General features: G+C 55.4%; 21 protein-coding genes. 10 read left to right on the forward strand and 11 right to left on the reverse strand.

Annotated features, from left to right (window positions below):
- The first annotated feature begins 11 nt into the window (after positions 1-11).
- Positions 12-1,367 carry a Si-specific NAD(P)(+) transhydrogenase gene (gene sthA / locus M0974_RS03885; protein WP_297833116.1) on the forward strand — a complete coding sequence of 452 codons (1,356 nt, stop codon included), beginning with the start codon at positions 12-14 and terminating at the stop codon, positions 1,365-1,367.
- 42 nt (positions 1,368-1,409) lie between these two features.
- On the opposite strand, the gene M0974_RS03890 is transcribed toward sthA, so the two are convergent.
- Positions 1,410-2,132 carry a glycerophosphodiester phosphodiesterase gene (locus M0974_RS03890; RefSeq protein WP_297833048.1) on the reverse strand — a complete coding sequence of 241 codons (723 nt, stop codon included), beginning with the start codon at positions 2,130-2,132 and terminating at the stop codon, positions 1,410-1,412.
- A gap of 133 nt (positions 2,133-2,265) precedes the next feature.
- A complete protein-coding gene (locus M0974_RS03895; RefSeq protein WP_297833049.1) occupies positions 2,266-2,850 on the reverse strand; it encodes a PilZ domain-containing protein in 585 nt (194 codons plus the stop codon).
- A 93-nt stretch (positions 2,851-2,943) separates the two neighbouring features.
- Between M0974_RS03895 and M0974_RS03900 the strand changes: the two genes are divergently transcribed.
- From M0974_RS03900 to queF, 4 genes are all read left to right on the forward strand, one after another.
- Complete coding sequence (locus M0974_RS03900; RefSeq protein WP_297833050.1) at positions 2,944-4,194, forward strand: lipoprotein-releasing ABC transporter permease subunit; 1,251 nt, start codon at positions 2,944-2,946, stop codon at positions 4,192-4,194.
- A gap of 7 nt (positions 4,195-4,201) precedes the next feature.
- Complete coding sequence (gene lolD / locus M0974_RS03905) at positions 4,202-4,885, forward strand: lipoprotein-releasing ABC transporter ATP-binding protein LolD (RefSeq protein WP_297833052.1); 684 nt, start codon at positions 4,202-4,204, stop codon at positions 4,883-4,885.
- Positions 4,886-4,946: 61 nt separating this feature from the next.
- Positions 4,947-6,194 (forward strand): lipoprotein-releasing ABC transporter permease subunit, encoded by a 1,248-nt coding sequence (locus M0974_RS03910; protein WP_297833053.1) that lies wholly within the window; start codon positions 4,947-4,949, stop codon positions 6,192-6,194.
- A 102-nt stretch (positions 6,195-6,296) separates the two neighbouring features.
- Positions 6,297-7,127, forward strand: coding sequence for an NADPH-dependent 7-cyano-7-deazaguanine reductase QueF (gene queF / locus M0974_RS03915; protein ID WP_297833054.1), 831 nt, complete (start codon positions 6,297-6,299; stop codon positions 7,125-7,127).
- Between the two features lie 56 nt (positions 7,128-7,183).
- Here the strand turns inward: queF and M0974_RS03920 are convergent, their stop codons facing one another.
- A complete protein-coding gene (locus tag M0974_RS03920) occupies positions 7,184-7,447 on the reverse strand; it encodes a DUF4404 family protein (protein WP_297833056.1) in 264 nt (87 codons plus the stop codon).
- A 121-nt stretch (positions 7,448-7,568) separates the two neighbouring features.
- Positions 7,569-8,228, reverse strand: a complete 660-nt coding sequence (locus M0974_RS03925) for an HAD family phosphatase (RefSeq protein ID WP_297833058.1) — start codon at positions 8,226-8,228, stop codon at positions 7,569-7,571.
- Between the two features lie 201 nt (positions 8,229-8,429).
- Here M0974_RS03925 and M0974_RS03930 point away from each other — a divergent pair, with 201 nt between their 5' ends.
- Positions 8,430-9,131, forward strand: a complete 702-nt coding sequence (locus M0974_RS03930) for a VacJ family lipoprotein (protein ID WP_297833060.1) — start codon at positions 8,430-8,432, stop codon at positions 9,129-9,131.
- Positions 9,132-9,215: 84 nt separating this feature from the next.
- On the opposite strand, the gene M0974_RS03935 is transcribed toward M0974_RS03930, so the two are convergent.
- Entirely contained in the window at positions 9,216-9,515 is a 300-nt protein-coding gene (locus M0974_RS03935) for a PilZ domain-containing protein (protein WP_297833062.1), read from the reverse strand.
- Positions 9,516-9,782: 267 nt separating this feature from the next.
- Here M0974_RS03935 and rssB point away from each other — a divergent pair, with 267 nt between their 5' ends.
- On the forward strand, positions 9,783-10,964 hold the full coding sequence (gene rssB / locus M0974_RS03940; RefSeq protein WP_297833063.1) for a two-component system response regulator RssB: 1,182 nt from the start codon (positions 9,783-9,785) through the stop codon (positions 10,962-10,964).
- Positions 10,964-11,446 (forward strand): anti-sigma factor antagonist RssC, encoded by a 483-nt coding sequence (rssC, locus tag M0974_RS03945; RefSeq protein ID WP_297833065.1) that lies wholly within the window; start codon positions 10,964-10,966, stop codon positions 11,444-11,446. Before rssB ends, rssC begins: the two co-directional genes overlap by 1 nt.
- Before the next feature lie 85 nt (positions 11,447-11,531).
- Here rssC and tal read toward each other — a convergent pair whose 3' ends face one another.
- The 3 genes from tal to M0974_RS03960 all read right to left on the reverse strand — a co-directional run bounded on the left by tal (position 11,532) and on the right by M0974_RS03960 (position 14,793).
- The gene (gene tal / locus M0974_RS03950; protein ID WP_297833068.1) at positions 11,532-12,458 is read right to left on the reverse strand and encodes a transaldolase; all 927 of its coding nucleotides are present in this window, start codon (positions 12,456-12,458) and stop codon (positions 11,532-11,534) included.
- Between the two features lie 151 nt (positions 12,459-12,609).
- Positions 12,610-13,620: a tRNA dihydrouridine(20/20a) synthase DusA gene (gene dusA / locus M0974_RS03955; protein ID WP_297833069.1), complete on the reverse strand. Its 1,011-nt coding sequence runs from the start codon at positions 13,618-13,620 to the stop codon at positions 12,610-12,612.
- Between the two features lie 294 nt (positions 13,621-13,914).
- Positions 13,915-14,793 (reverse strand): SDR family oxidoreductase, encoded by an 879-nt coding sequence (locus tag M0974_RS03960; RefSeq protein ID WP_297833071.1) that lies wholly within the window; start codon positions 14,791-14,793, stop codon positions 13,915-13,917.
- Between the two features lie 113 nt (positions 14,794-14,906).
- Here M0974_RS03960 and M0974_RS03965 point away from each other — a divergent pair, with 113 nt between their 5' ends.
- Positions 14,907-15,788, forward strand: coding sequence for a LysR substrate-binding domain-containing protein (locus tag M0974_RS03965; protein WP_297833073.1), 882 nt, complete (start codon positions 14,907-14,909; stop codon positions 15,786-15,788).
- Between the two features lie 6 nt (positions 15,789-15,794).
- On the opposite strand, the gene M0974_RS03970 is transcribed toward M0974_RS03965, so the two are convergent.
- The 3 genes from M0974_RS03970 to M0974_RS03980 all read right to left on the reverse strand — a co-directional run bounded on the left by M0974_RS03970 (position 15,795) and on the right by M0974_RS03980 (position 17,878).
- The gene (locus tag M0974_RS03970; RefSeq protein WP_297833074.1) at positions 15,795-16,118 is read right to left on the reverse strand and encodes a protealysin inhibitor emfourin; all 324 of its coding nucleotides are present in this window, start codon (positions 16,116-16,118) and stop codon (positions 15,795-15,797) included.
- A complete protein-coding gene (locus M0974_RS03975) occupies positions 16,119-17,150 on the reverse strand; it encodes a M4 family metallopeptidase (RefSeq protein ID WP_297833077.1) in 1,032 nt (343 codons plus the stop codon).
- Positions 17,151-17,326: 176 nt separating this feature from the next.
- The gene (locus tag M0974_RS03980) at positions 17,327-17,878 is read right to left on the reverse strand and encodes a glutathione peroxidase (protein ID WP_297833078.1); all 552 of its coding nucleotides are present in this window, start codon (positions 17,876-17,878) and stop codon (positions 17,327-17,329) included.
- 464 nt (positions 17,879-18,342) lie between these two features.
- Here M0974_RS03980 and M0974_RS03985 point away from each other — a divergent pair, with 464 nt between their 5' ends.
- Complete coding sequence (locus M0974_RS03985) at positions 18,343-18,660, forward strand: hypothetical protein (protein WP_297833080.1); 318 nt, start codon at positions 18,343-18,345, stop codon at positions 18,658-18,660.
- The last annotated feature ends 8 nt before the right edge of the window (positions 18,661-18,668 follow it).

Below are 18,668 nucleotides of genomic sequence, written 5' to 3' on the forward strand. Positions count from 1 at the left end.
GGGACAGGAAACTGTTTGAGGGAGAGGGCGCGGCAATGAACGCCGCGAAATCAGGGCGCAAGGTCGCGATGGTTGATAGCCGTCAGCAGGTCGGCGGTAACTGCACTCATCTGGGCACCATCCCGTCCAAGGCGTTGCGTCACTCGGTCAAGCAAATCATCCAGTTCAACACCAACCCGATGTTTCGGGCGATTGGCGAGCCGCGCTGGTTTTCGTTCCCGGATGTATTAAAGAACGCCGAGAAGGTCATCACTAAACAAGTCGCCTCGCGCACGAGTTATTACGCCCGTAATCGCGTCGACGTGTTTTTTGGCACCGGCAGTTTCGCCGACGAGCGCACAATTGATGTGGTCTGTTCCAACGGCGTAGTTGAAAAGCTGGTGGCCAATCAGGTCATCATCGCTACTGGCTCCCGTCCTTATCGTCCGGCTGATATCGATTTTTCCCACAAGCGTATCTACGACAGCGACACCATCCTCAGTCTCGGGCATACCCCGCGCAAACTGATCATCTACGGTGCCGGGGTTATCGGTTGCGAATACGCATCGATCTTCAGCGGCTTGGGGGTGATGGTCGAGTTGGTGGATAACCGTGAGCAATTGCTGAGCTTCCTTGATTCGGAAATCTCCCAGGCGCTGAGCTATCACTTCAGCAACAACAACGTGATGGTTCGCCATAACGAAGAGTACGAAAAGGTCGAAGGTTTGGAGCACGGTGTGATCCTGCACCTCAAGTCCGGCAAGAAGATCAAGGCGGATGCCTTGCTTTGGTGTAACGGCCGTACCGGCAATACCGACAAACTGGGCCTGGAAAATGTCGGGATCAAACCCAACGGCCGTGGCCAGATTGAAGTCGACGAAAACTACCGCACTAGCATTCCGACCGTTTATGCCGCTGGCGATGTGATCGGTTGGCCAAGCCTTGCCAGTGCCGCTTACGACCAAGGTCGTTCTGCGGCGGGTAGTCTTGTCGACAACGGCAGCTGGCGTTTCGTCAACGACGTACCGACCGGGATCTACACCATTCCCGAGATCAGCTCGATCGGTAAAAACGAACACGAGCTGACCCAGGCCAAAATACCGTACGAAGTGGGCAAGGCATTCTTTAAAGGCATGGCCCGCGCGCAGATTTCCGGCGAGCCAGTAGGCATGCTGAAAATCCTGTTTCACCGTGAAACCCTGCAAGTGCTGGGTGTGCATTGCTTCGGGGACCAAGCTTCAGAGATCGTGCACATTGGTCAGGCGATCATGAACCAGCCGGGCGAAGCTAATTCGATCAAGTACTTCGTTAACACCACGTTCAACTACCCGACCATGGCTGAAGCCTATCGGGTAGCTGCTTACGACGGCCTCAACCGGCTTTTTTGAGCGGCTCCGGCCGGTGGCCTGAGCCGGTCGGGGAGACCGATTTCAGTGATTTCCTAGGGTGGCAGTGGCCAAACCGGGAAAGTCTGTAATCAGGCTGTCTACGCCGAAGTCGGCGAGCCTGCGCATCAGCGCAGGTTCGTTGACTGTCCACACCGACACGTGCAAACCCTGACGCTGGGCTTTTTGCAAGCGTTCAGGTGTGCACAGCGTCCAGTTCAACGCCAATATCGTGCAGCCGTAACTTTGCGCGACCTTCAGTGGGTCGAGCCACGCATATTCGGCGACCAGACCACGAGACAAGTCTGGCGTCAGGTCCAGCGCGGCGCGCAACACTTCTCGAGAGCTCGATGTCACGGTGACTTTGTCCAGCAAGCCATGCCGTTGGGCCATCTCGCGAATAGCCAACACAGTCGCCGCCGCTCGGGTGCGTGAAGCGCTTTTGACTTCCAGTTGCCAGTGGTCGAAATCGCACTGTTCAAACAATTCTTCCAGACGCGGGATGGGACAGGGCTTAATCCACCCTGGACCGCCTTTGCGCGCGTCATACGTCACCAAGTTGGCGGCTGAATGTTCGACAACCTTGCCGCGCCGGTCAGTGGTGCGCTTGAGGGTGGGGTCATGGATGACCATCAATTCGCCATCCAGAGACAGATGCAAATCCAACTCGCAACGACGAACGCCGTGTTTAAGGCATTCCTTGAAGCTGGTCAGGGTGTTTTCCGGTGCTTCGCCTTTGGCGCCGCGATGGCCATAAATAAGCGTCACGTGTACTCCTTGTGGGCGTCAGTCAATTCAAATCAAGGTTAACAAGGGTCGAGCACTGACTGCCCAGCCCGAAAATTCTGTGGGAATTCATTGCAAAGTAGCCAGCACAGGCAACACGCTATCAAGCGTTTTGCTATTCCGGCGTATCACTTTGTTCTTTCGCCAAGCGCCGTTGCTGGGCTTGTCGTTGCAGGATGTGTCGGGCAAGCAGCTGCCGTTGGGCGTCCAACAGATTCTCGAACTCGGTACCGATCTCGTAATTGCCGATCTCGCGGGCGTCGCAATGGGTGACTTTGGCGTTCATCAGCAAGCCCATTGCTTCAGGCAACAACACCATCTTGATCGACAATTGAGTGCCGGCTGGAATGGGCAGGGGATGATGAAATTGCACCCCTCCTTCGGACAGAATGACCAGCTGGGGCTCGCCAATCTTGCCTAGAACGGTGTGCGCAACAACTTGGCCGAGCAGGTCAATGCGTCTGCTCAAGGCTTTCAGGAAGCTGCTCAAGACCCGGTCTTTGTCACACAGTTGGCGCAACAAATGCTGAGACTCGAATTCGCTGACATGCAGTTCGCTGAGCAAGTTAAACAAAGTGGATGAATCCTGCGATGGCGCCTGGTGCGCTAAGCCGGGGCCTGACAGGTGGTTTATTTCCAGTGCGATCGTGTCCTCGATACGGTAGTATTCGCGGCGATCTTCTTCATCTAATGTCGACATGGCGAACCCATGGTAGCGGCGGTGGTCTGAGTGTAAAGCTGCTCGTTGAGCCTCGCCACAAGGACGTTCCCATTCCTCCGAACAAGCCCCTAAATGTTCAGACCTCTTTTTGTATTTATTGGCACGCGTTATACCCGTGCGAAACGTCGTAATCATTTTGTCTCTTTCATTTCCCTGACGTCGATGATCGGCCTTGCCCTTGGCGTGGTCGTGATGATCGTTGTTTTGTCGGTAATGAACGGTTTCGATCATGAAATGCGAACCCGCGTCCTCGGTATGGTGCCTCATGCCACGATCGAGGGCGATCAGCCGATCAACGACTGGCATGCACTGGCAGAAAAGGTCAAGGCTCACCCTGAGGTGCAGGCCGTTGCGCCGTTTACCCAGATGCAGGGTCTGCTGACCAACAACGGTAAAGTGCAGAAGGTGTTGCTCGATGCGATCGATCCGGCCGAGGAGCGCAAAGTCTCGATCATCGATAACTTCATGCAGAAGGGCCGTCTTGACGACCTGACGCCGGGCAGTTTCGGCATCGTGCTGGGTGACAAAGCCGCGACCAATCTCGGAGTTGGCATCGGTGACAAACTGACGTTCGTCACTCCGGAAGTCACGGTGACCCCGGGCGGCATCTTTCCGCGAATGAAGCGCTTTACCGTGGTCGGCATTTTCCATGTCGGCGCAGGTGAGCTGGACGGCTACCTGGGTCTCACCAACCTCACCGATCTGGCGCGCCTGCATCGCTGGAAGCCAGACCAGGTACAAGGCTTGCGACTCAAGTTCGACGACCTGTTCGATGCGCCACGGGTAGCGTGGGAAATCGCCCAGAAACTGGGAGATCACGACTTCTACGCACGTGACTGGACTCGCACCCACGGTAATCTGTATCAGGCTATCCGTATGGAAAAAGCCATGATCGGCTTATTGCTGCTGCTAATTGTCGCCGTCGCCGCCTTCAACATCATTTCTACCTTGGTGATGGTGGTCAACGACAAGAAAGGCGATATCGCTATCTTGCGTACTTTGGGGTCCACACCCGCGCAAATCATGGGCATCTTCATGGTCCAAGGCACGGTGATTGGCGTCGTCGGCACGCTGATTGGCGCTGTGGTGGGGATTTTCGCTGCGCTTAATGTCAGCGCAGCCATTTCCGCTTTGGAAGGCTTGATCGGGCATAAGTTTCTAAGCTCGGATGTTTATTTCATTGATTACCTGCCATCGCAGTTGATGGCCGAAGACGTGGTTCTGGTCTGCGGCGCCGCCTTGGTTTTGAGTTTTCTCGCCACCCTGTATCCAGCCTGGCGTGCCGCGCGCACCCAGCCCGCGGAGGCGTTACGTTATGAGTGAGTCGGGCATGAGTGATAAAGCAGTGCTGAGTTGCCGCAATCTGGGTAAGTCCTACGAGGAAGGCCCGGAGTCTGTGGTGGTGTTGTCGGGCTTACAGTTGGAACTGCATCCGGGTGAGCGCGTCGCGATTGTCGGCAGCTCGGGCTCCGGTAAAAGTACGTTGTTGAATTTGTTGGGCGGCCTGGACACGCCGTCGCAAGGCAGTGTGTGGCTGGCAGGCGAAGAACTGTCCGCACTGGGCGAAAAAGCGCGCGGTCAGTTGCGCAATCGTTCACTGGGCTTCGTTTATCAGTTTCACCACTTGTTGCCTGAATTCACTGCACTGGAAAACGTCTGCATGCCGCTGTTGATTGGCCGCACAGCGATTCCTGAAGCCCGTCAGCGCGCTACGGCATTGCTGCAACGTGTGGGGCTTGGGCATCGACTGGCGCACAAGCCGTCGGAGTTATCAGGCGGTGAGCGCCAGCGCGTCGCGATTGCCAGGGCCTTGGTCAATCAGCCCGGCCTGGTCATGCTCGATGAGCCCACCGGTAACCTCGATCAGCATACGGCTCAGGGTATTCAGGATTTGATGCTGGAGCTCAGCACCTCGTCGCGAACGGCCTTTTTGGTGGTGACCCACGACATGAACCTGGCCAGCCAGATGGACCGCGTGTTGCGCCTTGAAGAAGGCCGCTTGGTCGAAGGCTGACCCATCAACCCGATGCCGGTAATGGTCTCGGGTTTTTCACACTATTTACGGTGCTCCGCGAATGTTCAGACCGTTATCGATCTTTATTGGCACGCGCTATACCCGCGCCAAGCGCCGCAATCACTTTATTTCGTTCATTTCCATGACCTCAATGATTGGCCTCGCGCTTGGTGTGCTGGCAATGATCGTTGTTTTGTCGGTGATGAACGGATTTCAGCAAGAAATGAGTACGCGGATTCTCGGCATGGTGCCGCACGCCGTTATCGCTGGCGTGACGCCGCTGGATGACTGGAAACCAGCCGCCGCTGCGGCCATGAAGAATCCCGAAGTGACCGCTGCCGTAACTTTCACCGAAATGGAAGGCATGTTCTCTTATAAGGGTTCAATGCAGCCAATTCAGGTCAGCGGTGTCGACCCGGCGCTGGAACACGAAGTATCCATCGTTGCTCAACACATCACCCAAGGTCGCCTTGAGGACCTCAAAGCGGGTGAGTTTGGTGTGGTGATTGGCGAAATCACCGCCCGGCGTTTCCGTTTGAATATCGGCGATAAAGTGACCCTTATCGTGCCGGAGGCCAGTACCACGGCCGCAGGCGGGATTACACCGCGCTTACAGCGGTTGACGGTAGTTGGCGTGTTCAAGGTCGGCGCTGAGCTGGACGGCACCATGGCGCTGATCAATGCGGCTGATGCTGCGCAGATTCAGCACTGGCAGCCCAATCAGGTGCAGGGCGTGCGTCTGGCGCTGAAAGATTTGTACACCGCGCCGCAGGTTTCCGCCTCCATCGTCGCTGGCCTGGGGGCCGACTATCGCGCCGATGACTGGACCCATACTCAAGGCAGCCTGTTTAGCGCCATGAAAATGGAAAAGACCATGATCGGTCTGTTGCTTCTGATGATTGTTGCCGTGGCTGCGTTCAACATCATCGCCACATTGATCATGGTGGTGAATGACAAGGGCGCTGACATCGCGATTTTACGCACCATCGGTGCTACTCCGGGGCAGATCATGACCATCTTCATGGTTCAAGGCACCGTGATCGGTATCGTCGGTACGCTGATTGGCGGCGTCCTTGGGGTTATCGCTGCCATCAATGTCAGCGCGATGGTGGGCTGGATGGAGCGGGTCAGCGGCCAGCACATCTTCAGTTCGGATGTGTACTTCGTTAACAACCTGCCTTCCCAATTGCAGGGCGGCGATGTACTGCTGATTTGCAGTGCCGGGTTTATTCTGAGCTTTCTGGCCACCTTGTACCCCGCATGGCGGGCTGCACAGATTCAGCCAGCGCATGCTTTGCGGTATGAGTGACAGGGTTGCATGCATGATGGCCTCTCGGTAGGGGCCAATCGGCGCTGAAAGCCGCGCTTAAACCCTATAAACTTGCCCGCATAATTTAGTCAGGTCGCCGCTATGCATCCCGCAGCCGAACATTCGCCGCTGGGCAAGTCCAGTGAATACATCGCCACGTACACGCCTTCATTGCTGTTCCCGATTCCGCGTGCCGCAAAATGGGCCGAACTCGGTCTGACTGCTGAGACGCTGCCGTATCAAGGCGTTGACTTCTGGAACTGCTACGAGCTGTCCTGGTTACTACCGTCCGGCAAGCCGGTGGTGGCCATTGGTGAGTTCAGTATCCCGGCGGATTCCCCCAATATCATAGAATCCAAGTCATTCAAGCTCTACCTCAACTCGCTGAACCAAACGCCATTTGTTGATCATGCGGCGCTGGTGGCGACCCTTGAGAACGATTTGTCGGCCGCAGCGGGTAAGCCCGTGGGTGTGCGTATTCGCAGTCTGGCGGAGATCGAGAGTGACGGCGTGGCGTCTCTGCCTGGGGTCTGCATTGACGAGTTGGATATCAGCGTCAACAGTTACGAAACTCCGCGCCCGGAACTGTTGCGTTGCGACGATTCGCGAGTTATTGAAGAAAGCCTGCACAGCCACTTGCTCAAATCCAACTGCCCGGTGACCAGTCAGCCCGACTGGGGCAGCGTCGCCGTGGAATATCGCGGTTCAGCGCTTGATCATGCGAGCCTGTTGGCGTACATCGTCAGCTTTCGCCAGCACTCAGACTTTCACGAGCAATGCGTCGAGCGCATTTTTCTCGATCTGCAGCGCCTGCTCAAGCCTGAAAAATTGATCGTTTATGCGCGTTACGTGCGACGTGGCGGACTAGACATCAATCCGTACCGCAGCACGGAAGCGATCAAGCATGAGAATCGCCGGTTGGCGCGTCAATAAACGAAAAAACCCGTCGCCAGGACGGGTTTTTTACGTAAATTGAAACGTCAGCAGATTTAGATGCCGATGTTGCCGAGGGTCTGCACAATATTGCGCAGGGTTACGGCAATGGCCGGGTGCTTCAGTTCGAAGCGCTCCACGGCGAGGTTAACGCCGTCAGCCAAGCTAGCGTCCTGAGTTATGGATTCAAGCTGGATTTTGTCCTCGATTTGGGCCATCAGCTCATGCAGATTCTGACGTTCGGATTCGGAAAGCGGTGGATTTTTCTCCAGTTGCTCGCGCAGGGCATTGAGTTGGTCTTGCAGTTCCCGGGCAGGCATAGCGTGCTCCCTTTGTGAATAGTCTCTGGCATGGACCCCTGCACACGGCGAAAGGTCCTTTATAGCGGTAAGACTAATCCACTCCGGCGCTAAGTGCATGATCTTGATCAAGCAGATGTGATCAGGGTTTCTCACCTTTGCTGCGGCGCAAGCTGATATCAGCGAGGCAGGAAGCCAGCTCCCCCACGTTATCGATCACTGAGTGCACGCCGAGACTGTACAACTGCAAGGTCGCTTGACCGCGACGGTATTCACGTTCAGCGTCGTTCAGTGACTTCCAGTCGTTGGGTGACAAGCCACAGAGTGGACCGCAGGTGGCTAATCCTACCGTCCATAGCCCGGCGTTCAGCCCAGCCTGCAACAGACGCGGTTCGCCGCTGACCAGCACACAACCGTCGAGTTGCTGCACATTCAAACTCATCAGTGCCTGCCACACGGCATCCGGAGCCGGCCACGCAGCGCAACTGTTCGACCGATTGGCCGGTTTGATTAACTTTCCCAACGGCGCTGCGAGTTGTTGGCTCAGCGCTTCTGGTAACTCATCCAGCCAAGCGCAGGGCACGCCCTGGCGGCTCATGGTTTGCAATAATCCCAGCGCGCCCGGCGTAACGTTGGCCCGGTCATTGGGTTCATCTGGTGCGGGCAGCGCGTTGAGCCGCTCTGCACTTAATGACGCGCTGGCGCGAGCGCCAAAGTCCACCAGGCAGCCGCTGAGCCCGAAGAGCAATGCGGTAAAGGCTGGAGCGGGTACAGGTAGAGGTAGGGCGTGTGGCGCAGGCATGTTGGCGTCCCCGAAGTATTCTCCTACGCTACGCAGGCGTTATGACAGTTATGTGAACCTATGAAAGCCGTGCGGGTTATTGATTCTGTGCATTAGCACTATCAGTGTTAGAGAGGCTGCCAAAAAGGCCTCGGTAAGCCTTATACTGCCGGTCTTGACGTGCAGGGCAATAGCCCGCCCCATTTATTAGGAGTGTCAGCTATGCCCGTGACTGGTGCAGGCTTTATCAATCGTCTGGCTCAATTGTGCTTTATGGCCGGTGTGGCTCTGGTCCCGCTGGCGGCTCAGGCGGCAGATGAAGACCCATGGGAAGGCGTCAACCGCGTTATTTTCCGTTTTAACGACACACTTGATACCTACGCACTGAGGCCTCTGGCTCAGGGCTATGACTTCATCACTCCGCAGTTTGTTGAAGACGGTATCCATAACTTCTTCAACAACATCGGTGACGTGCGCAACTTCGCCAACGATGTGTTGCAGGCCAAGCCGCACGCTGCTGGTGTTGACACCGCACGCCTGCTGATGAACACCACGCTCGGTCTTGCAGGCTTCATCGACGTCGGCACCCGCATGGGCTTGCAGCGTAACGATGAAGATTTTGGTCAGACCTTGGGCCACTGGGGGGTTTCAAGCGGCCCATACGTGATGCTGCCGTTGCTCGGCCCTAGTACCGTGCGTGACGGTTTGGCCAAGTTCCCGGACTCGTATGACGCTCCGTATCCTTACATGAACGATATCGGGTGGCGTAACTCGCTTCAGGCGTTGGATATCGTTGATATCCGCGCCAGCCTTTTGTCGGCCGATAAGCTGATCACTGGCGACAAGTACACGTTCATCCGCAACGCTTACTTGCAGAATCGCGAATTCAAAGTGAAAGACGGCAAGGTAAAAGACGATTTCTAATCGTTTTCAACAAAAAAGGCGACCTGCGGGTCGCCTTTTTTATTGACTGAATTTGTTCACGTTGAGGTGCGGACAAAAATAGTATCAATTCATCGAAATAATCGTCAGGCCGAGTTTTTGGCCGCCTTCTTCGTGGTCAGCCAGCCAGACCACCTCGGTTTCAGCTTCCAGCCCCTTGAGTGCCGAGTGCTCGGAATCGATACGTACGCTCAGCTTGTCTCCCACCTTGAAATCCCGTGCCGCCTTCACCTGCATGCCCGAGCTTGACAGGTCGACGCACACTGCCGGGATGATCTGGCCTGCGTACAACAAGGTGATATCAGCATCCACGCGCATGCGGATGTAATCTCTCTTTTCCGCGTAGTCCCGATCATTTTGGCTCATGGCTAGTCCTTCGATTCAGTTGCTGATTTGTCTGTTCTTATAACTCTCTGTGATTTGCGATGTAAAGACTCTAAGCGTCAATAGGCATGAGCTTGAAACGCCCGTCGGATGGGAGTACCGTCTGCGCCTTGAAGGGCACCTCTGAATGGCAAAATATGCGACTAAAAGTCTGTCGCGGCCGTTTTAGAGAGGCTAGAAGCGAATCCAGTAAGCGCTCCGGTTTAACCGGTTTGCCTACGCCAACCTACTCTGGCGCCGTTTGCCCACATGCAGAAAACCAGTGCCACGCTGCTGATAATCGATGACGACGAAGTAGTGCGAGCGAGCATCGCCGCCTATTTGGAAGACAGTGGCTTCAGCGTCCTGCAAGCGAGCAACGGCTTGCAGGGCCTCCAGATTTTCGAGCAAAAAAAGCCCGATCTAGTGATCTGCGACCTCCGTATGCCTCAGGTGGGCGGCCTCGAACTCATTCGTCAGGTGACGGACCTCGCTCCCGACATGCCGGTGATCGTGGTCTCTGGCGCCGGGGTGATGAGCGATGCTGTCGAAGCTTTGCGTTTGGGCGCGGCTGATTACCTGGTCAAACCGCTGGAAGATCTGGCAGTGCTTGAGCATTCAGTGCGCCGAGCCCTGGATCGCGCGCGGTTGATATTGGAAAACCAGCGTTATCGGCAAAAGCTCGAAACCGCTAACCGCGAGCTCGAAGCCAGCCTGCATTTGCTCCAGGAAGACCAGAACGCCGGTCGCCAGGTGCAAATGAACATGCTGCCGGTGAACCCTTGGGACGTAGGCGAGTTTCAGTTCGCCCATGAGATCATCCCGTCGCTGTACTTGTCGGGCGATTTTGTGGATTACTTTAGGGTCGATGAGCGCCGCGTTGCGTTTTATCTGGCTGATGTTTCTGGGCATGGAGCCTCTTCAGCGTTCGTCACCGTGCTGCTGAAATTCATGACCACGCGCTTGATGTTTGAATTCAAGCGCAACGGCACCATGCCGGATTTCAAACCGTCAGAAGTGCTTAGCCATATCAATCGTGGATTGATCAACTGCAACCTTGGGAAGCATGTCACCATGGTTGGCGGGGTCATCGATGAAGATACCGGAAAATTGACTTATAGCATCGGTGGCCATTTACCTTTGCCGATAATGTATACGCCCACTGAAGTGCACTATCTGGAAGGCCGAGGCCTACCGGTAGGGTTGTTCAACGAGGCGACCTATCAAGATCACGTAGTGGACTTGCCTGAGAGCTTCAGCCTGACCTTGCTCTCTGATGGGATATTGGACCTTTTACCCGGTGATACACTCAAAGAGAAAGAAGCCGTCTTACCGCAAATGGTTAAAACGGCAGGAGGCAGCCTGGATGGCCTGCGTCATGTATTTGGATTGGCCACGCTAGGGGAGATGCCGGATGATATCGCCTTGTTGGTGTTGAGCAGGAACCTTTAATGAGTACCGGTAGAATCCAGTTCGCCGAGCAAGCAGGCACGTTTATCCTCAAATTTGTGGGGGAAGTGCGCCTTACACTGTGTTCGGCTTTGGATACAACTATTGAAAGAATCTTCACGTCGCGGAATTTTTCGGCAATCGTCATCGATTTAACCGAAACCCGCAGCATCGATAGCACGACGCTCGGCTTGCTGGCCAAGCTGTCGATAATGTCGCGGCAAAAAGTTGGCTTGCTGCCGACTGTTGTCACCACCCACGAAGATATCACTCGTCTATTGCAGTCGATGGGCTTCGATCAGGTGTTCAATATTGTTGATCGTCCTATCCGTTGCCCTGATTCGTTGACCGACTTGCCGTCGCAAGATCAGTCCGAAGAAGTGGTAAAAGCGAAGGTGCTAGAAGCGCACAAGATTTTGATGGGCCTGAACGACTCCAATCGCGAAGCGTTTCACGATTTGGTCAATGCCCTCGAACGGCACTGAGATTCGCTAAGCAGCAGAAGCAGTAACTACATTTCTGCGGGCAATAAAAAAGGGCAGACCCGTAATGGGTCTGCCCTTTATGCATTCAGGCCTTGGCGGCGAGTAATGCTTCCAGCTTTTCCTGGTCGCGAGCGAACTGGCGAATACCTTCTGCCAATTTTTCGGTGGCCATGGCGTCCTCGTTCGATGCCCAGCGGAACTGGTTTTCAGTCAGGCTTTGACGCGCTTCGCCTGGGTTGCCGGGTGCAAGTTTACGCTCCAGCGTACCCATGTCTTTCGACAGCTGTTCCAGCAAGTCAGGGCTGATGGTCAGGCGGTCGCAGCCGGCCAACTGCTCGATCTGGCTAAGGTTGCGGAAGCTGGCGCCCATGACCACGGTTTTGTAGTCATTAGACTTGTAATAGTTGTAGATCCTGCTGACCGACTGCACGCCCGGGTCTTCGGCGCCCACAAAGTCATGGCCAGCCGATTTTTTGTACCAGTCGTAGATCCGACCTACAAACGGCGAGATCAAAAACACACCGGCTTCGGCGCAGGCTACAGCCTGAGCAAACGAGAACAGCAGGGTGAGGTTGGTCTGAATACCTGACTTTTCAAGCTTCTCGGCGGCACGGATGCCTTCCCAGGTTGACGCCAGCTTGATCAAAATCCGATCGTTTTTAATGCCCGCTTCGTTGTACAAACCGATGAGGCGCTCGCCACGTTCGATCATTGCATTGGTGTCGAACGAAAGGCGTGAATCTACTTCGGTAGACACGCGACCCGGCACCACTTTAAGAATTTTCTGCCCAATGGCGACGGCAAAACGGTCGCAGGCCAAGCCGATATCGTTCTTGCTGCCCTTGAACGCTTCCTGAAGCAACTCACCGTTGCTCTCGCTCGAAGCCGCCTTGAGTAGTAAAGAAGGGTTGGTCGTGGCATCCACCGGCTTAAGACGTGCGATGGCATCAAAGTCGCCGGTATCTGCGACTACAGTAGTGATTTTCTTGAGTTGTTCCAGCTTGGAAGTCATGAGTGTGCTCTGTCCTGTGCGGTTAGATGACATTACCCGAGCGCTGCCGGCCACTCAAGGCCGCACCTTGACGATGCTCCTTGAGGCGGATGGGCAATCCAGAACCATTTGAGCCCCATCCGCACAGCTTGTTCCGTGAACCTCAATATAACTAGCGACCTTCCAGCAGCTCCGCAGCTTGATCAAGCAGCGTCAGCGGATTTTGTGCTTTATGGATGTCGACTGACAGCAATTGCCGAAAACGCCGTGCGCCCGGAAAACCGGTGCCAAGCCCAAGCACATGCCGTGTTATGTGGTGCATCGAGCCGCCGCTTTCAAGGTGGGCGGCAATATAAGGGCGCAACGCCGATAACGCTGCCGCCCGAGAAATCACTGGGGCGGTACTGCCAAACAGCCGTTGATCAACGTCCGCCAGAATATACGGATTATGGTAAGCCTCGCGGCCCAACATTACCCCATCAAAAATCTGTAAATGCTCATCACATTGCTCAAGCGTCTTGATTCCGCCGTTCAGGATGATTTCCAGATCAGGAAAGTCGGCCTTCAGCTGCGCCACGATGTCATAGCGCAACGGCGGAATATCGCGGTTCTCTTTCGGCGACAACCCCTCAAGAATCGCAATACGCGCATGCACGGTAAAACTGGTGCAACCGGCTTCATGCACCTGGCCGACGAAATCACACAGCTGTGCGTAACTGTCGCGCCCGTTGATCCCGATGCGATGCTTGACCGTTACCGGAATAGACACCGCGTCCAGCATCGCCCTTACACAATCCGCCACTAGTGCCGGATGCGCCATTAATACCGCGCCGATCAGATTGTTCTGTACCCGGTCGCTAGGGCAGCCGACGTTCAGGTTCACTTCGTCATAACCTGAAGCTTGAGCCAAACGGGCGCAAGCAGCGAGATCTGCGGGGACGCTGCCGCCTAATTGGAGGGCGAGAGGGTGTTCGGACTGGTCATGACGCAGGAACCGCTCATGATCGCCGTTGAGCAACGCCCCGGTAGTGACCATCTCGGTGTAGAGAAGGGCGTGCTTGGACAGAAGTCGTAGGAAATACCGGCAATGGTGGTCAGTCCAGTCCATCATGGGGGCGACGGAGAAACGGCGAGAGACGCTAGGCCTTGTGTGGCGTGGGTTAGACGCAATATCTAGTGGCATTTTAGTCGGTCGTTTTGTAGCGGTTTTAGGGCGTTTTAAGCCGTTTTTTGAAGCTCAATGCTAAAACTTAGCACTGGAAAAAAACTTTAAGCACTGAAGGGACGAGACGGGCACGATTACACAAAGGAAGAGTTAAAAAGGTGACACCAAGTACTCGGCGCAGATCAGGCTGCGGCGCAACGGTGCCATAGTTTATCAGGAAGCTCAGACGTTTGAACGTAAGCAGATGGCGCAGGCATGGCTCAAGCGACGGGAGACCAAATCTGCCCAGACCCACCGCAGCCCACTCCAGCATCAGCCCTTCGCCAAAGTAGAAGCCACCTCAACCGCAAACTCCCGATACGACCTCGGCGATCTACCCAGCAACGCCGCCAACCGCTCAACCTCCACCGCACTGGCCACGGCCCCATCCTGTTGATAGCGCGCCATCATCAAGCGCATGTCATAAGCCAGCCAGCCGGGCGCAAATGCTTTCATCCGCTGCTCAAGTACATCAAGGTCATCGCCGCCATACCCAACCGTCTTTCCCAATACCTCAGACCAAATCTCCACAATCTTCTGCGCAGTCAGCGCATCAGGCCCGACCAATTCGTACGTTTCTCGCGGTAACGGCGCTTCAGACCGTTCGCGGCGCAGGAGTTCTCGCGCTGCCGCATCGCCGATATCCCGGACGTCGACCATGGAAATACCCTTGTCCCCAATCGGCATGCCGTAGAGGCCATGACTGAGCATTGGCTCTTTCTGCCGCACATCGTTTTGGATGAAGTAGGCCGGGCGCAGCACCGTCGCTGGAATATCGCAGTGTTCAATCATGCGCTCGACGGTGTGCTTGCCAGTAAAGTGCGGGACATCGACGTATTCGGCACCCTTGAACACCGACAGATACACCACCCCTTTAACACCGGTCTCCCGGGCGACGCTCAATGTCTGTAGCGCCTGGGTCAGTTCGTCTGGGGCGTTGGGTGCCAGCAGGAACAAGGTGCTGATGCCCTGCATCGCTTGTCGAACTGAATCGACGTCGGACAAGTCGCCTTTGACCGCAATAACGCCTTCCGGGAAGTGGGCTTTTTCCGGCGAACGTGTCAGAGCGCTAACGTCGGCTCCGCTGCCTTTCAAGTGCTCTAAAACTTGGTTGCCGACTACTCCGGTACTGCCTGTTATGAGAATTGTCATGATATGTCTCCTTGGATAAGGCCGATGCGGCCCCGTGACAAATAGACTATTCGTTCCACTACTTGGCAGATAGCTCTAGAATGGTGACAAGCCGTCTCTCAGGTGGAACGATTATGGATCTCACAGCACTTGCCGATTTCAATCTAGTCGCGCTGCATGGCGGCTTCGGTCCCGCCGGTCGGGCGCTCAACCGACCCAAGGCAACCCTGTCGCGACGGGTGGCCGAGTTGGAGGAGGACTTGGGTGTCAGGCTGATTGAGCGGGGCGCACGACGCATGCGTTTGACCGAGGATGGACAAGTGCTGCATGAACGCACGCGTGGCTTGTTGTCGGAACTTCAAGAGGCGGGGGAGGCGGTGGCATCACGTGCGCCCATTGCTCGCGGGCGATTGCGGGTGAGTGCGCCGATGGTTTTCGCCCACGTCGTACTGGGTGAAGTTGCTGCGCGCTTTGCGTTGGCTTATCCGCAGGTCGAACTCGAGATCATTGCCGAAGACCGCATTGTCGACCCGGTGGACGACGGCTACGATTTGGTAATCCGCATTAACCCGGCAAAGGATGGGCTACTTGTCGGGCGGCGTATCATGAATGACCAACGCTTGTTGGTTGCCACTGCCGCCATACCAATACCGTCGACACAGGCGAGCAATGATGACGAAAGACCGGTTCCGGCGGTCGTATTGGCGCAGACACCCTCAGGCGTTATCTGGAGCATTCGCACGGGAAACGGCGACGAAAAAGCATTCAAACCGATGCCGCTATTGAGGCTGTCGTCACTATTAATGGTGCGTGATGCGGTTCTTGCGGGGGTTGGTGTAGCGATGTTGCCCATGTTATTGGTCAAACAGGATGTGGCGGCGGGAAGACTCATCTGCTGGGGCACGGAAGCAGGCCCTCCCGTGGAAATCTGGGCGCTGTATCACTCTCGCCGTCTGCTCAGCGCCAAGGTACGGGCGTTTCTGGACATGCTGAAGGAATTACAGGTGCCAGCATGATGGGGCTTACTGACCGGCATCTTTCCACAGGTTAACCAGCGCTTGTGGGGCAGCTGTCTCAGGGACGATCAGTTCAAGGTCACGGCACAGTTCACCACTGTTGATGCACAGTCGGTAGTAGCGCTGATCGCCGCTGCCGGCTTGGGCCTGAGTGGTCGAGGCACAGCTCAACATGTGATTGATCAGCTCGCAGACATTAGCCCGTTTGTCGTCGCTCATCTGCGCTGCCTCGATTCGTCGCGCGCCATTGAGCTTGGGCATGAAAGCGATACCGCCTTCACGAGAAACCAAGATGACGGCGTTGTGATCCAGCGCAGTGAGCGTTTTCATTCAGAGCACTCCTACCTGATGCCAAGCGTGTTTGACGGCCTGAGCGGCTTTAGCGTCAAAGCGCTTTTGTGCATGTGTAACGGTGAGATTTGCAAACGTAGCGAAGTCGGCATCCTGGGGCAGGGTGTCGTCGCACAACGTGTCATACCAAATATAGCCAGCGTGTTCCCAGGCATGGCCGCCCAATGCGATTGCCGCCAAATAGAACGCGCGATTTGGAATACCTGAGTTCAGGTGCACTCCGCCGTTGTCGTCTTTGGTCTGCACGTAGCCCGCCATGCTAGCGGGTTGAGGATCTTTGCCCAATAAAGGGTCATCGTAAGCGGTACCCGGATGCGACATAGATCGCAGTCCAATACCGTTGATGCCTTTTGCCAAGAGGCCTTCACCGATAATCCAATCCGCCTGTTTGGCAGTTTGCTTAAGGTGAAACTGTTTGACCATGGATCCAAACACGTCCGACATCGACTCGTTAAGCGCACCCGACTGTTGAAAATATATCAGCCCGGCTTCGGTTTCCGTTACACCGTGGGTCAGCTCGTGGCCGATAACATCAATGGCTATGGTGAAACGATTAAATATTTCCCCGTCGCCATCGCCAAACACCATTTGTTGGCCGTTCCAAAACGCATTTTGATAGTCTTTTTCGTAATGCACACTGCCGAGCAACGCTAGCCCTTTGTTATCCAGTGAGTTGCGTTTGTAGGCTTGCCAGTAGAAGTCGTAGGTCACCCCGAGGTAGTCATAAGCCTCATTGACCGCTACATCTTTGGTTGCCGCCTGACCTTCCTTCCTGACTTGGACACCCGGCAATGCAGTACCGTTGTGCGCGTCATAGATGGTGCGCTCAACCTCCCCGCCTTGGGTCGATGGTGCGATCATGGGCTCGGCGAACGGGTGGGCAAGCAGGGTGTTGACGTGGTTTAGCGTGGTTTGCGCGCAATTGCGTTGGGGCTCTGAGCCATTTGCAATGATCCGCCGCAGCATGTAGGGCGGAATAATACTGTGAGGGGTAGAAGTGCGATTGCTCATACTTTAATCCTTGCAAAGTTTGAGTGGATTCTTTCAATGCTGATCGTCAGTCGGTCTCTCTGGGATAGAGACCGACCTCTCGGTGAAGAATTCCCGTCGCTGTGGGTTTGGCGATGGCTCCTAGGGATCTCGGCCGGCAGGACCTTCTTTGGGCCTGCCGCCAATCTAATTCAGGATCAAGCGACTACTTTCAACGCCTTCTCAACCGCCTCAACAAGCCGAGGATCATCCGCCGTTACATCAGGCGCAAACCGTGCCACCACCTGACCATCGCGGCCAATCAAAAACTTCTCGAAGTTCCACTGCACTTCCGGAATCGGGTTCGCTGCAATGCCATACCCCGTTAATTTCTCACGCATCGGACCTTCGCCCGTCGCGCCCGGCAGGGCGCTTGTCAGCGCTTGATAAAGTGGGTGCTTGTCCTGTCCCGCAACGGAGATTTTGGAAAACAGCGGAAATTGCACGTTGTAGTTCAGGCTGCAAAACTCCTGGATTTCCGCTTCGCTGCCGGGTTCCTGCTCTTTGAAGTTATTGGCCGGAAAACCAAGTACTTCCAAGCCTTCAGCTCGCTTGGCTTCATAGAGCTTCTCCAGTCCCTCGTACTGCGGCGTGAGGCCACACTTGGAAGCGACGTTAACAACAAGAAGCACCTTGCCAGCGAATGGTGCCAGCGTTGTCGAGTCCCCGGTAATGGATTTGACCGGGATTTGATAAAGGTTCTGGGTCATTACGTTGTCTCTTGTTTTCGAGGGTGAAGCCGCAGCCTAGCAAAATTCTCGTCTTGCGGCGTTGTCGACACGCTCGGGCAGCACCGATATTGCTGCCCGAACCGATCCCAACCGCTCATTGATCCTGCCGATATCCAGCGAATCGAACAAAATTGAACTACGTTGTACCTAGATTTCGACCATCGCTCGCAATAGGAGCATCCATCAAGCGAATGCTCATGAACGCGAAAGGATTGCTTACCGTTTTTTTAATTGCCGGTGCTCTGTGGTTGGTATCCATGTGGTGGGCGACTGGATTTATCGTCTCGGTTGAGCCTGCCCACGTTCCGGCCGCGCTTAAATCGCCTTGACTGGAGTCTGAGCGAGGGTGGCCCAGACCGTTGCCGTTCATCGAGCGGGCAGGAACAGCCGCACATTTCTCTCGGTCACTTTCTATGGCGATCGATGAGGAACAGGGGGTCTCGATGAACAGTGATGCAAATGATGTTGTGCAAATTCATTTTAAATGTACTCAAGCGCCCGAAGCCTGGGTCGAAACCCACCTGAGCGAGGGACTGAAGCTGAGCAGAAACATGATTGCCTGGCGTCAGCGCTGGGCCGTGTTGTTTGATCATTTGCAATGCACTGATTGCCAGCGGTTGCAGAATATCTGGTTAGCGGACGAGGCATTTAAGCATGACCACAGTTGTGGGTTCAGCGACGAAAGGGGTCAGCATCCGTGGCACGATCTTGCGAGTATTTTGGGCGAGCTGCCCTCGCCGAGACGAACCGTTGAAGATTGATCGGACAA

This window comes from Pseudomonas sp. (assembly GCF_026224925.1).
Classification (GTDB): domain Bacteria; phylum Pseudomonadota; class Gammaproteobacteria; order Pseudomonadales; family Pseudomonadaceae; genus Aquipseudomonas.

Bases quoted from the DNA above. Each gene is read 5' to 3' on its own strand.
- M0974_RS03895 (WP_297833049.1), bottom strand. From the start codon at position 2,850: ATGTCGACATTAGATGAAGAAGATCGCCGCGAATACTACCGTATCGAG.
- M0974_RS03900 (WP_297833050.1), top strand. From the start codon at position 2,944: ATGTTCAGACCTCTTTTTGTATTTATTGGCACGCGTTATACCCGTGCG.
- lolD (WP_297833052.1), top strand. From the start codon at position 4,202: ATGAGTGATAAAGCAGTGCTGAGTTGCCGCAATCTGGGTAAGTCCTAC.
- M0974_RS03910 (WP_297833053.1), top strand. From the start codon at position 4,947: ATGTTCAGACCGTTATCGATCTTTATTGGCACGCGCTATACCCGCGCC.
- queF (WP_297833054.1), top strand. From the start codon at position 6,297: ATGCATCCCGCAGCCGAACATTCGCCGCTGGGCAAGTCCAGTGAATAC.
- M0974_RS03920 (WP_297833056.1), bottom strand. From the start codon at position 7,447: ATGCCTGCCCGGGAACTGCAAGACCAACTCAATGCCCTGCGCGAGCAA.
- M0974_RS03925 (WP_297833058.1), bottom strand. From the start codon at position 8,228: ATGCCTGCGCCACACGCCCTACCTCTACCTGTACCCGCTCCAGCCTTT.
- M0974_RS03930 (WP_297833060.1), top strand. From the start codon at position 8,430: ATGCCCGTGACTGGTGCAGGCTTTATCAATCGTCTGGCTCAATTGTGC.
- M0974_RS03935 (WP_297833062.1), bottom strand. From the start codon at position 9,515: ATGAGCCAAAATGATCGGGACTACGCGGAAAAGAGAGATTACATCCGC.
- rssB (WP_297833063.1), top strand. From the start codon at position 9,783: ATGCAGAAAACCAGTGCCACGCTGCTGATAATCGATGACGACGAAGTA.
- rssC (WP_297833065.1), top strand. From the start codon at position 10,964: ATGAGTACCGGTAGAATCCAGTTCGCCGAGCAAGCAGGCACGTTTATC.
- tal (WP_297833068.1), bottom strand. From the start codon at position 12,458: ATGACTTCCAAGCTGGAACAACTCAAGAAAATCACTACTGTAGTCGCA.
- dusA (WP_297833069.1), bottom strand. From the start codon at position 13,620: ATGCCACTAGATATTGCGTCTAACCCACGCCACACAAGGCCTAGCGTC.
- M0974_RS03960 (WP_297833071.1), bottom strand. From the start codon at position 14,793: ATGACAATTCTCATAACAGGCAGTACCGGAGTAGTCGGCAACCAAGTT.
- M0974_RS03965 (WP_297833073.1), top strand. From the start codon at position 14,907: ATGGATCTCACAGCACTTGCCGATTTCAATCTAGTCGCGCTGCATGGC.
- M0974_RS03970 (WP_297833074.1), bottom strand. From the start codon at position 16,118: ATGAAAACGCTCACTGCGCTGGATCACAACGCCGTCATCTTGGTTTCT.
- M0974_RS03975 (WP_297833077.1), bottom strand. From the start codon at position 17,150: ATGAGCAATCGCACTTCTACCCCTCACAGTATTATTCCGCCCTACATG.
- M0974_RS03980 (WP_297833078.1), bottom strand. From the start codon at position 17,878: ATGACCCAGAACCTTTATCAAATCCCGGTCAAATCCATTACCGGGGAC.
- M0974_RS03985 (WP_297833080.1), top strand. From the start codon at position 18,343: ATGAACAGTGATGCAAATGATGTTGTGCAAATTCATTTTAAATGTACT.